This window comes from Mesorhizobium sp. CA6 (genome assembly GCF_020165035.1).
Taxonomy (GTDB): domain Bacteria; phylum Pseudomonadota; class Alphaproteobacteria; order Rhizobiales; family Rhizobiaceae; genus Mesorhizobium.
On the sequence record NZ_JAIUHI010000012.1, the window covers coordinates 54,746 to 67,331 of the forward strand.

The window sequence follows — 12,586 nt, forward strand, 5'->3', positions numbered from 1 at the left end:
GGAAAATGAGGGCGGCGCGTCCGGGCGCGATTTCTATGGACCATCAAATGGCCGTCGAGTGGAAGTTGGTCGCTCCTGGACCGACTTCCACGTTTTCAGCGCGCAACGCCGTCCGCCTCACCGATCATGACGGCTTGCTTCTTGGTCGATGTCGAGGCGCTCGCGAAATCGGATATCGCTTTGGCCGAGACCGGGCCTGCTGAAACAAGGTACCTTTCAGCATTCGAGGCCTTGCTGGTGTCCATCCATGATGTTGCTTGCCAAGCCTACTCCCGCAACCGTCGCGAATCCTGCACTCTGACCCCCGCTGATTTCCGGCAGGAAAGATCCACATGCTGATCCGCTACGGCTATGAGATCACGCTGACCTGCCAGCAACCGACCGCATTGGTATGCCTGCTATCGGTCCACGACGACCGCGCGGCCGACATCAGGATCCCCGAAACGGTCTTCACCACGCCCGATGTTCCGACATCGACCTACCATGATGTCTTTGGCAACCGATGCCGCCGGCTTGTCGCGCCCGCGGGCGACCTGACGATGTGGGGCGATGCAACGATCGAGGATGACGGCAAGATAGACAGGCTGCTGCCAGCTGCCCGCGAAGTAGCGGTGTGGGATTTGCCGGACGACTGCCCTGTCTATCTAATGGGCAGCCGCTACTGCGAAACCGATCGTCTCAGCCAGGCGGCGTGGGACATGTTTGGCGCCACTGCCCCAGGTTGGGGCCGCGTGCAAGCAATCTGCGACTTCGTCCACGGTCATATTCCATTCGACTACATGCAGGCCAGATCGACGCGAACGGCCTTCGAGGCGTACCAGGAACGCATAGGCGTCTGCCGCGACTTCGCCCATCTCGCGCTGACTTTGTGCCGCTGCCTCAATATTCCTGCACGCTACGTCAACGGACATCTCGGCGACATCGGGGTCCCGGTCGTCGACCCCATGGACTTCAGCGCCTGGATCGAGGTCTTCCTGGACGGTGCTTGGCATACTTTTGATCCCCGAAACAACACGCCCAGGATTGGCAGGATCGTCGTCGCCCGCGGCCGCGATGCGGCCGACATTCCGCTCATCAACTCCTTCGGCCCGCATGTTCTCAAAGGGTTTCGGGTCTGGACCTACGAAGTGCAGAACCTTCATCTCACATGAACAATTTGCAGGCGGGGCGCGGCCTCTCGATCTGTTGAACTAGGGGCCGTTGCTGGCGCCAAGCGGATCGTCTGCTAGTGGCGTACCATGACTTCCAGCGCGGTCGCCTGGGACGTCCGCTTTTAGACAGGGGCACAGCTAACTTTGAGGACCGAAATTGGGCGCGAAGCGGACATTCTCTGATTAGGGTGGCGCAAACGTCCACGCTTCTGGCGCATCGAAGTGATTGATGGTTGTGGCAATGCAAGCTGCAAAGTTACGCGATGTGAGGTCCGATGTCGCCAGCCCTGACCCCTTCGTTTCATTTGCGATCAGGCAATCCGTCCCTATCCGCAGACGCTCCATATAGGCTCGGTAGGCAAACTGCGGTCACGCTTCTTGCCGGTCGTTTCGACGAGAATTCCAGCTTCAGCCAGCGCTTCGATCGCGAGGGTTGCCGTTGCCTTGCTGGCAGCAAGGCACGGCCATGTTCCTTGCCTGATCCACTAGATACAATCTCTTTACTAACAACGATTGTGAGTCAAGAGATCGTTTCTTAGCGAAAGCCGCTGGAAAAGGCTTCGTCTACAGGACGTTGCCTGGCAAATTTTGACGACGCCAAACCGGAAGAATCGGCTATTGGCCGCCCGCATCTCCCAATGCTCCTATCAGTGCCTGAAATTTTCGAATATGAAACTGCTCTCCCGTAAAATATCCGATTTCTGCCGCCTCCGTATCTCCAGCGTTCTGCCGCCTCATGAGGCTGAGCGCGTTCGGGAGTATATGCTGGATCTGATTGCACAGCGTCGGCAGCCGCCCCGCAAGGTCCGTGTCTACGACTGGAATGAAATCGCCTCTCACTGCGACGTCGACACAGACGCATTAGCCCGCGCACGGAAAGCTATCGAGCCGGGGCTTGACGCTATTGCGCGCGCCCTGAAAAACGACCCAAAGCCTGCCATCCCCTCCCCCCGATCGCACTCTGCAGAAGTGCCCGGCCGGGCTCGAAACGATAGGGGTAAAGGATTACCCGGCCGGCCACCCATTGGTCAGCCCAGCGAGGCACCGAAACAGGAGCACCAGCAAAGATGCGTCTTACGACCAGAACACCTTCTACGAGGCTCGGCGGCTGACGATCCAGCGCTATGGGATCTACAATCCTTACACGAAGCGGGGCGCCATTGCCGGGCTTTTGCCGCACGGACCGCATAATGTGCGTGACGTCCTGGCGACCCATATTCTGAAGCAGACCGGCTCCTACGAGCAGGCCAGCTATGCCATTCAGGACACGCCCGACATGGTCGCCCACCACTACGGGCGCTTTCTACCCCAAGACAAGGCAGCACTCGCTGCGCGAATTCTGAACCAGGTTTGGGAAGCGGCGTGAGTCAGCCCGGACTCTTCGACCATGCGAACGACTGCTGGCGTCATCGAAATCTCTTCTCCTATCAACGCGACGCTCACGGACCGCCTTATTCGTACGCTTTCGAGAAGCTCTGCGTTAAGTGTTGCTGGTGCGATAGCAGAAGAAGGAAACTGGACAACCGGAACGACAATTGAGCAGGCCGGCCGAGCTAACCACCTGTGATGGCACACTAAAATCTGAGGATTTTCGCGTAACCCCTTGATATTTATCATACGGTTGGCCCGGAGGTGTAGTAAGAATTTTGATTTCATTGCGTTTTTCGTGGGCCAAATCTACGACGCTCCCCGTGTCGCTCCGTATGCTTCCGCGAAGCAACCGACGACTACCTGCCCGAAGTCTCCATTGCCGCCGTCTCAGGCCTTGGTTCACAGGTTCAAATAATGGACGCCCAGCCACTGAAACCGACATTCGCTGGTCGTCTGGGTTTGATCGGCCATGGACTCCGAGATGGCGCGGATACCCGGAACTCTCCACCGCTTTCCGGATTGTGATTTTCGGCAGACCACCGCCAAACCGAGTGCTTACCGCGTTATCGCCGCATTCCGAGCTAGCCTCGAGGGACCGGCCTCCCAATGAATGTTCGAGATGATCGAATTGGGGCCAACACCGGACCGGCAGGTCTTGACCGCAATCAGGGAAAAGCAGCGGTTAGGCGAAACACCTTAGTTCGCAGCTTCGGCAGCAGAGAGCCCATGAAAGTCGCAATCAATGCCTGCATGCAAGATGCTGACTGCCTTGAACGTGATTGTCCATTCCGGCAAATCCTGGCAAACCACCCCGGCAGTTGATCGAAATCACAGCCGCTCTTGTACGGTGGTCTTCCAAACGGTACCGGCGACTATAGGGGAAAGGTAGAAAGCCGGTCATTTCGCCCATCCGGCCCCAAAGCGCCGCTGGATATAGAAGCCGCTCAGCCGAACATCGATTCTCTCAGCGACTAAGGCGGGCTCCGCATGTGCCTCAACAATCGGCCTCCGTTGTCGGTGTCATCGCACAGCGCTAGATTAAGCTTATGACATCGCAGACTCCGCTCGTTGTGGGTATCGGCGCCTCGGCCGGGGGTATTCCGGCACTTGAGGGTTTTTTCCGAGAACTTCCGAACGACAGCGGGATGGCATTTATCATTGTAACCCATCTCAGCCCCGAACGGCGTAGCCTGCTGCACGAGGTCATCGGCCGTTATACTGCGATTTCCGTTCTTGTTGCCGAAGAGGGCGCGGAGCTGCGGGCGAACACCGTACATGTCATGCCCGAGGGCAAGATCCTTACGGTAAGGGATGGCAGACTGCGGCTGACGGACGACGATCCCGTGCACCGGGAACGCAAGCCGATCGATATCCTCTTCGCCTCGTTGGCCCAAGATCAGGGCGAGAATGCAGTTGGCATCGTGCTCTCCGGGGGAGATTCCGATGGAACGCTGGGGGTCAAGGCGATCAAGGAGAGCGGCGGCATTACCATGGCGCAGGCGCAAGATGGTTCGGGTCCGCGAAATCCGGAAATGCCCGCCAGCGCCATGGCAAGCGGTCTGATCGACTTTGCCGAGCCGGTCGAGCATATGCCTGAACGACTGCTCCAGATCCGGGACAGCCTCAGCGCATTCGATGGTCTCATCAATCATCAACAGGACCGGCAACGCGACGAAGTTCAGCGCGTTCAAAAAGAGGTTTCGAGCCTGCTGCGCAGCCACGCGGGACACGACTTTTCCGGATATAAGCCTCGGACCTTTATGCGCCGTGTCGCCAGACGGATGAAGGTTGTTCACTTGCAAACGCTCGAGGCCTACCTGCAGCGCCTCCACGATGACCCTTCCGAGGTGCTGGCGCTGTTCCGGGACCTGCTCATCAACGTCACCAATTTCTTCCGCGACAACGATGCCTTCTCAGCACTGAAGGAACAAGTCGTGCCGAGGCTGTTCGACGGGCGCGGTGCCGACGAAACGATCCGGCTGTGGGTGCCCGGATGCGCGACCGGGGAAGAAGTCTATTCGCTGGGCATTCTGATGCGCGAGCAGATGGAGAGACTCGAGATCACGCCCCGGGTTCAGATCTTTGCCACGGATATCGATGAGGAGGCGCTGTCGGTCGCACGGGCTGGACGCTATCCGCCCGCCCTTTTGGCGGACGTGAATGCCGAGAGGCTCAAGCGCTTTTTCCGCCGCGACGGTGTCAGTTATGTCGTCTCCAAGGATGTGCGCGAGATCTGCATCTTTTCTCCGCACAACGTCATCTCCGATCCGCCGTTCTCGCGCATGGACCTCGTCTCCTGCCGGAACCTGTTGATCTACCTCGGCGGTGAACTCCAGAATCAGGTGATCCCGACTTTTCACTACGCTCTCAAGCCGGGGGGCTATCTCTTCCTCGGTACCTCTGAAGGCGTCGCCCGGCACGCCGATTTGTTTGCGCCGCTCGACAAGCAAAACCGTATCTTCCAGGCCCGCGACCATGGCGGCGTGTCGCGGTTGCGCCGTCTACCAATGGCCGTAGACCATTCAGGCCTGCGGCAGCGGGGCGTTACGTCTGATCGGGACCATTTTGATGCAAACGGCGTCCAGCTGCGCCAGCGGGCCGAGTTGCAGGTTCTCGAACGGCATGCGCCGGCGCATGTAGTGATTACTCACGATGGAGAGATCCTCCACTATTCCTCGAACACCGACCGCTTCCTCGGAATGCCGAAGGGCGCGCCCAACCGGCACCTGTTCGATCTAGCACGGCGCGAGCTGCGAGCCGATCTTCGGGCGGCTCTGCGTCAGGCAATGGAAACAGGACGCTCCGCCAGCCGTCAGGTGTTGATGCTCGACCAGAACGGCGAGAGCGGCAATATCACCAACCTGACGATAGAGCCTCTAGGCGGGCCTAAAGGGCGTGAATCGCTGTATCTTGTGCTGTTCACGCCGGTCGGGCACCGGCGGCACCCGTCCACCGTCGAAGGCGCGGAGCGGCAAGCAGAAGAAGCAGAGGCGGCGGCGGAAGGCGAGCTGCAGGAGTTGCGCGAACGTCTCCAGTCCACAATCGAGGAATACGAGACCGCCATTGAGGAGCTTAAGTCGTCCAACGAAGAACTGGTTTCCGTCAACGAGGAGGCTCAGTCGACGAACGAAGAGCTTGAGGCCTCCAAGGAGGAGATGCAGTCGCTCAACGAGGAACTGACGACGATCAACGCAGAACTAGCGAGCAGCGTTGAGGATCTCGATCGCGCGAACACCGATCTGAGGAACCTGTACGCCGCCACGCAGATCGCCACGGTATTCCTCGACGGCAATCTCGTGATTCGTAACTTTACTCCCGCCGCGGCCGATTTCTTCGGCCTGCGTCAGGCGGACATCGGAAGGCCCCTGACCGAATTGGCGGGGGCGTTGCAGTATCCCGATCTCGATACGCAGGTGCGCAAGGTCTTTCGCTCAGGCGAAGGCATCGAACGCCAGCTTTCCGCTGAAGACAGCGGAACGCACTACCTTGTGCGCCTCGCTCCATACCGCAACCACGATGAGGAGGTCGGCGGTGTCGTCATCACCATCGTGGACGTCGCCTCGCTCGTGCGAGCGGAGCAACAGCAGAAGGTTCTGATTTCGGAATTGAACCACCGGGTCAAGAATATGCTCGCGGTGGTCATCAGCATTGCAAAGAGCACACGCAAGACGGCGCCCTCCCTAGAGCAATTTTCGGACACCCTGATTGGTCGCTTACATGGGATGGCCCGCGCCTATTCGCTTCTGTCCGAGGCCGACTGGACGAAGGTGTCGATCCGGGATCTCGTCCGTGCGGAGGCTGAGACGTTCGGCGTAGAGCGCCTGGAGCTGGATGGGGCCGAGGTCGCCCTTGCGCCGCAGCACGCGCTTTCGCTGGGCATGGTGATTCATGAAATTGCGACAAACGCAGCCAAATACGGTGCTCTATCGAACGGGACCGGCGGTGTCTCTGTTAATTGGAAGCATGAGCACGGACGCATCCGGCTTCAATGGATCGAAAAAGGCGGCCCCAAAGTCCAAGCGCCGGAACGAAAGGGCTTCGGCCTTGTTCTGGTCGAGGGACAGGTGAAACAGCAATTGGGCGGCGAGTTGGACGTAAGGTTTCCCCCAGAAGGATTTGTTCTCGAATTGAGCTTTCCGCTGTAAGGCTAAAAGTAATGGACCAATGGTAGAGGGTGAAAAAGATGGCAGGCTGCGGCAGCTTGCTGTCCTGATCGTTGAAGATGAGTGGCTTGTTGCCATGGACCTGGCCGACGAATTGGCGGCGGCGGGATATCGTGTAATCGGACCGGCGCTTTCCGTCTCGCAGGCTCTTGAGCTCCTTGAGCAAACGACAGTCGATGGAGCCCTTCTTGACGTCAATCTGGGGGGAGAGACTTCATATCCCGTCGCGGAGAGCCTACTGGCAAAGGGCATTTCCTTTGCGTTCGTCAGCGGATATGCGGCTAGCCAGCTTCGGGCGGACTTCAAAGATTTCCTTCTGCTCAGCAAGCCCGTGCAGGCCGATGCGCTGCGTAGCGGCCTTGAACGAATGCTGCAACAGGACGTCTAGCCAAACCACATGCCAAAGAAGGTGCGGCACATTCTGTGGGTCTTGCCAGTGTGTGTTGGAAAATGCGTGCTGTTCCTGATCTCCTTTCAATGCAGCCGATGCCCGTGGGTGTCGTCCGCTTACATTTCAGTCCCAACCTTTCTGTACGAGCGACACGAGGCGCAAAGCGGCCGCTTCCGTGACCGGTTCTAACATGCCGCAACACTTTCTCTCGTCGGCCTCTATGAGGGCACAATCACCGAGTGCAGCACAGCTTTAGCAACCCGCCTCACCAGCTTCATGTGTATCAAAGGTCACTCGCGCCTCTCAAAGCAAAAAACCGCCCCGGCTAAATCGGGACGGTTATTGATTTATGATAAAATTGGTTGCGGGGACGGGCGGCACACTGGGAGCCTTCCTACGGCCTTCTGTGAATCAGCACCCTGGCTATCCCGTCATCACCCTGCTCAATGGAAAAGCGCTCATTGCCGGGCCCCGGCGGCCGCGATAGGCTGGCGACCTTCACATCCTCTAGCGATCTTGATCTAGAAGCTGCTTCCCCCGTGCGGTCTTTTGACGTTCCAATTGATCGATAATGATCCCCGACATCGCGTTGTCCAGTGAACGCTGCACAAAGATATCGCCGTAAGTTACCTCCATTTCAAGCCTGCCAGCGGAAGCTCTCTGGCGGCAATGTCTCGACATACACTCCGCGCACTGAAGAAGTTGGCTGGCCGTGACTGCCGCCGAATCTCTTCGACCACGACGCTGCGCATGGACTGCTCACGCCGCTTCTGCGTCTGCTTGGCAAGATCGCCAAATCAAGAGGACGCCATGATCCTCTGATGACTGCACCGCTCCGTTGGCCGCGAACATATGCGAGAAACGGGCCAGTGGCCCCGACGCCATCGGCGAGTGCCTCAAGCTTGCACTACAGCGGGGCCTGCATCCCCGACTTCCTTCACCAATGCCCGCAGTTCGGCTGGCGGCGCGAGGCAGAAAGTTCGAAAGGCTTCCAGGAACCCCAGTCGAAGGCCAATTGTAGACCCACCTGTCCACCGCTTTGGGCCGAAAGCCGACCGGCAGCTAGATGCCGTGAATCTTCTAGAATGGACAGCTGGCCCGGAGGATCGTCATCTGAACGTTTTCAGGAAGCGGCGCGCAAACTCTCGGTACCCCTTACGATTTGACGATCTCCGCCACGCAGTGGACGTAGTCCATGCGGTGACCTTCGGGAGCGTGTGCGACCTCGGCTTCATAAGCGCCGTAAAGATCGTCGACGATTGCGGCACGGTCATTGGCGGGACGCGAGGGATCGAGCGCGTTCGCAAAAACGGTTTCCGACCAGGAGCGGAGCGTCGGCACATAGGCCCTGGCGAAATCCTGCGCGTTGCGATGGACCCGGAAGGCCTCGGCATAGGGGCACGGCGTCACCATGGTGAAGATGTTTTCCAGCCTCAGCCCGGCCTGAGACACCGGCGAAACGGGATCGCGAAAGGGTGCTGCGAACTCGTCCGGCGTCTTGTAGAATTGCTGGAACGTCGCGTTGACATATTCCGCCTCGCTGATCCGCCCCGCCGCAAGCAAATCGCGCCAATGGCGCGCGAAGCTGTCGAACATGTCGACCCCGGTCGTATGTCCGAGATAGCGGCCTTCCTCGTCGACGCAGAAATTGGCCAGCGCCAGCCGGCCGCCGGGCCTCAGCTCACGGGCCCTTGCCAACAGGATCGTCTCCCAGTCGCGCAGCCCCTGGGCGCGAAACTGCGCCCGTTCGGCCTCGGTCGCGCCGACCGCCTGGACATGGTCGGCGATCATGCAGGGCCGCTTGCTGATCCAGTGCATCGCCGTGGCGGAAAAGCCGAACGAGAGAGAATTGTCCGGCAGGATCTGGCGGTAGAAGCTGGTGCCGCTGCCGAAGATGTAAAGGCCGGGCGTCTCGGCCAGCGGAACCTCGGCGGAGGTTCCCAAAAGTCCCTGGCTCAGCCGGAACAGGGTCGAGAAGTCATTATGGGGCAGGTCGGTGTAGGTGATCGATATCGCCCGGTCCGGTTCCCTCTCCCGAACCGCGGAGACCAGCCGCCGCATCATGTCCATCGAGGTGCCACCGTCCGCCGCGCCGAAATCGGCGACGGCGAATGGCTGGCCATCGGCCAGCCGAGGCATCCCGGCGACTGCCTTGACGACGAGATCGCCGACCTTGTCGATGACGTATTTGGCGCCGACGGTGTTGGCCGAGTAGTAGCCCGCCCCACGCATGGCGATCTTCTGGCCGTCGGCTGCGCTCATTTTATTCTCCCCTTCTTATTCGTCGTCCACCCGGCCGCCGCCTGCGCCGCGCATGCGCGATCGCTCGCTTTCCGGCACATAGGTTCTGGCGGCGCAGGAACTGAGCGCTGCAAGGGTTTGCTCGTCTATCGCGCCGCGCCGGCCTGTGGCCGGCTGCTCGATTTCGGCGCGATGTTCGATGACGACATCGGCGCGCTTCGCCAGCCCCGCAGGTCGCGCGACGCGCATGGCCGAGCGGCGCAGCATGGCGTCGAGCCAGACCGGCAGACCGACACCAATGATCGTCAGCGGCAGCGCGCTCGCCGGAAGCGGAGCGTCGAGCAGCAAAGCCGCTGTTCGGATCGGACAGAGCGGCGTTTGGGCAGGCTTGTCGGCCTCGCCCTTTCGCCAGCGCGCTGCGCGAGCAGGATCGGGCGCCGTGAGGGATTGCGCGTTTTCGGCAAGGCTCAGCATGGCCATGCCCCAACTGTCGTCCTCGACGGCGATCCGGCGTGCGGCGCGGCCAATATCCTCGGCTAGTCCCCATGAAAACCCGGCGCCCCGCGCCGCCTTGGCGCTCAGCGTTTCCACCTCGTTGAGCGACAGGTCGATCACGCGGCCTCTCCCGCCATCGTGGCGACATCCTCGATCAGCGGCTCGCCGCTGAACAGCGCGATCCGCAGCCAGCGGTCCGAGCGGGGATCGAAGCTGCGCGCGCCGAAGAAGGCCAGCTTGGCGCGCAATATGTCGACGGGCCGCAACTCGGCGCCGATCAGATTGTCGTGGATCTCGGCATAGGGGAATTTCGCCACGATCTGGGTGCGCCGCACCGCATGGCGCCATTCAGGCCGGCGCAGCAGGAAGTCCGCGACACTGGCCGAGGCCGGCTCCTGCGCGAGCGCGGCCGCCAGGCTGAGCGCGTCGCGCGCGGTGGCCAAAGGTTGTTCGAGCTCGGCGCCGTCCTCCTCGAAGCGTTCGCCAAGCCGGGGCTCGAGCTTCTCCGCCGATACATACCAGAAGCGCGCGTTGGCGGCCGGCTGAGCAAAGTCGATTGCCCTCGCCCATGAATAGCAGTCGAGAAGCGCCTGGCGCAGCGAGCCGCAGTCCATGCCGCCTTTGATGGCATGGCCGGGCGTCTCGTCGGCTTTCATCGTGTCGCCGAGCTCGTCGACCAGCGCCCCGTGCGGCTCGAGGATCAGGGAGACGCAGGCCTCCTGCCCTTCCAGGGAGAAGTGCTCTTCCGCGAAGCAGTAGAGCGCGTCCCAGGGCTGCGGTGTCGCCAGTAGCCGGCCGAGGTTTTCGGCCAGCCTATCGAGATCGGCGGCCAAGGACCGGGTCGCGGCGGCCTGGCGGTTGTCGTCGCTGTGCCAGCGGGCCACGCCCCGCGACAGGTCGGCGAGCGCCCGCTCGAAAATCCCCCGTTCCGCCTCGCCTGCCTGCGGCTCGGCGCGCACCCGCGCCAGCGCGGTTTCGCGGGCGAGGAACCAGCTATGCGTCAGCAGCGGGTGGCGCACGAGGAACGGCGCCATGCCGAGTCCCGTCGCGTTTCCCACGCCGAGCGCCCGGCGCAACTGCGGCGCCAGCCTCGCCGCGCCGGCCGGGTTGCGGCGACGGGCGATATGGTCGACAAGGTCGAGCGTGAAGGATCGGATCAGCCAGACGGTGAGCATCTCGGCCTGGAAGGATCCGGCAAGCTCCGGGCGTGCGGCGATCTCGTCGCGGTCGGCAATACCGAACTTGCCGTTGCCGTAAACGGCCGTGGTGCGCAGCAGATAGCCGACGCCGAGAAGTTGCTCCTCGTCCGGCTGTTGTCCCCGCGCCAGCGCCGACGCAACGTCCTCGAACAGCCGCACGCTCTTGTTGGCGCGCGCCAGCACCAGCTCGCTTCTGGTGTAGCGGCCTGCCTCCTGTAGCGGCGCATTTGCCTCCAGTCGCGCGATTTCGGCGGCGTCCGGCAATCCGTCGTAAAGCACGTAGCTGGTATCCCAGGCCTGCGCGATCACCCGGTCGGATCGCTTCTCGTCGTCGAGCGGCGTCGAGAAGGCGACCAGGCTGTAGGTTCTGGCCGGCGTCTCGACCGCGTAGACCGCGCGCCCAAATCCGTTGTCGTTGAGGTCGAACAGGTGCTTGCGGACACGCCATTTCTCCCTGGAGGCGCGGCGGATCAGCTGGCGCAGGAAACTGAGCCGCGTCGGATGCGCCGCGCCCAGCCGCTTAAGGCGCATGACGACCTCCGGCGGGCGCAGCGCGATCGCCGTCATGCGGCGGTCCCGGCCAGCTTCTCGAGCGTGGCGAGCGTTTCGGCGGCCACCGCGATGCCTTCGGTTGCGTTCCGCTCTCGCGCGTCAAAGCGCTTCGTGCCCGGAAGCCTCGCTTCACCGACAAAGGCGCCGGCGACGGCTTCCAGATTCCCCGCGAATGCCCCGGCCGAGGTCGCATCGGGCGAGATTGCCAGGAAGAACTGCCCGGTTCCCGGCGGGCCACCGGCCGTGCCGGAGAAGGGGCTGGCGACAAGCCCGGGGTTGGCTCCCGTCAGGCATGCGGCGAAGATCTCCACCAAGAGCGCCGAGCCGACGCCCTTGTAGCCGCCCGCCGGCGCCATCGTGCCCTTCAACGCTTCGCCGGCATCGGTGGTCGTCTCGCCGCTTGCGTCGAAAGCCCAGCCGGGTGGGATCGGCTCGCCGGCGCGGGCGCGCTTGATGACCTCGCTCTTGGCGACGACGCTGGCGCTCTGGTCGATGACGAAGCGCGCCCCGCCCTGCCCGTCCGGAACAGCTAGCGACCAGGGATTGGTGCCCAGCGCCGCCTTACGGCCGCCCCAGGGTGCGATTGAGGCCGGCGCGTTGGTGAAGCCTAAACCAACCAGGCCGGCCTGGGCGATCCGCTCGGTGTGGTAGCCGAGCGCGCCGCAATTGTAGGAGTTGCAGATGGCGAGCGCCGCGACACCTTGCAAGCGAGCCGCCTCGATCAGCGCCGTCAGGCCGAGGGCGATGGCCGCATGCGCGAAGCCGTTGGCGGCGTCGACCGTGACGACCGCCGGAGCCGGCCGCGTCAGGCGCGGCTCGGCCTGCCCCAGCACCTTGCCGCAGATCAGGTGTTCGCAATAGGTCGATAGATACATGAGCCCATGCGATTTCAGGCCGTCGCGTTCGGCCGCGGCGATGCCGGCGGCCAGCGCCTCGGCCTGGCCCTCGCTAGCGCCGTGGCGCAGCAACGCGGCGCGGGCGAGCGTTTCGATCCGGGCTTGCGTCAGGCGTGTCATCTCTCAC

The 12,586-nt window shown here is 61.9% G+C and carries 7 protein-coding genes and 1 pseudogene; 4 read left to right on the forward strand and 4 right to left on the reverse strand.

What is annotated here, in order from left to right; all coding sequences use genetic code 11:
- The first annotated feature begins 332 nt into the window (after positions 1 to 332).
- The 4 genes and pseudogenes from LB526_RS19010 (at position 333) to LB526_RS19025 (ending at position 7,073) form a co-directional block, all read left to right on the forward strand.
- Positions 333 to 1,151: a transglutaminase-like domain-containing protein gene (locus LB526_RS19010; RefSeq protein WP_224629156.1), complete on the forward strand. Its 819-nt coding sequence runs from the start codon at positions 333 to 335 to the stop codon at positions 1,149 to 1,151.
- 1,051 nt (positions 1,152 to 2,202) lie between these two features.
- Positions 2,203 to 2,517 (forward strand): annotated as a pseudogene (locus LB526_RS19015) (hypothetical protein); the annotation flags it as partial.
- Positions 2,518 to 3,568: 1,051 nt separating this feature from the next.
- Complete coding sequence (locus LB526_RS19020) at positions 3,569 to 6,667, forward strand: CheR family methyltransferase (protein WP_224629158.1); 3,099 nt, start codon at positions 3,569 to 3,571, stop codon at positions 6,665 to 6,667.
- Between the two features lie 19 nt (positions 6,668 to 6,686).
- Entirely contained in the window at positions 6,687 to 7,073 is a 387-nt protein-coding gene (locus tag LB526_RS19025) for a response regulator (protein ID WP_224629161.1), read from the forward strand.
- 1,158 nt (positions 7,074 to 8,231) lie between these two features.
- Here the strand turns inward: LB526_RS19025 and LB526_RS19030 are convergent.
- Genes LB526_RS19030 through LB526_RS19045 form a run of 4 tightly spaced genes read right to left on the reverse strand, consistent with a single transcriptional unit; the run spans position 8,232 to position 12,579 of the window.
- A complete protein-coding gene (locus tag LB526_RS19030; RefSeq protein ID WP_224629164.1) occupies positions 8,232 to 9,338 on the reverse strand; it encodes a class I SAM-dependent methyltransferase in 1,107 nt (368 codons plus the stop codon).
- A 15-nt stretch (positions 9,339 to 9,353) separates the two neighbouring features.
- Positions 9,354 to 9,932: a DUF3726 domain-containing protein gene (locus LB526_RS19035; protein WP_224629166.1), complete on the reverse strand. Its 579-nt coding sequence runs from the start codon at positions 9,930 to 9,932 to the stop codon at positions 9,354 to 9,356.
- Complete coding sequence (locus tag LB526_RS19040) at positions 9,929 to 11,578, reverse strand: hypothetical protein (protein ID WP_224629168.1); 1,650 nt, start codon at positions 11,576 to 11,578, stop codon at positions 9,929 to 9,931. The genes LB526_RS19035 and LB526_RS19040 overlap by 4 nt, the downstream gene beginning before the upstream one ends.
- Complete coding sequence (locus LB526_RS19045) at positions 11,575 to 12,579, reverse strand: Ldh family oxidoreductase (protein WP_224629170.1); 1,005 nt, start codon at positions 12,577 to 12,579, stop codon at positions 11,575 to 11,577. Before LB526_RS19045 ends, LB526_RS19040 begins: the two co-directional genes overlap by 4 nt.
- Positions 12,580 to 12,586 lie beyond the last annotated feature (7 nt).

What these genes read in the sequence shown, in the direction of transcription:
- LB526_RS19045 (WP_224629170.1), bottom strand. Translation starts at nt 12,579, where the DNA reads ATGACACGCCTGACGCAAGCCCGGATCGAAACGCTCGCCCGCGCCGCG.
- LB526_RS19030 (WP_224629164.1), bottom strand. Translation starts at nt 9,338, where the DNA reads ATGAGCGCAGCCGACGGCCAGAAGATCGCCATGCGTGGGGCGGGCTAC.
- LB526_RS19025 (WP_224629161.1), top strand. Translation starts at nt 6,687, where the DNA reads ATGGTAGAGGGTGAAAAAGATGGCAGGCTGCGGCAGCTTGCTGTCCTG.
- LB526_RS19040 (WP_224629168.1), bottom strand. Translation starts at nt 11,578, where the DNA reads ATGACGGCGATCGCGCTGCGCCCGCCGGAGGTCGTCATGCGCCTTAAG.
- LB526_RS19010 (WP_224629156.1), top strand. Translation starts at nt 333, where the DNA reads ATGCTGATCCGCTACGGCTATGAGATCACGCTGACCTGCCAGCAACCG.
- LB526_RS19020 (WP_224629158.1), top strand. Translation starts at nt 3,569, where the DNA reads ATGACATCGCAGACTCCGCTCGTTGTGGGTATCGGCGCCTCGGCCGGG.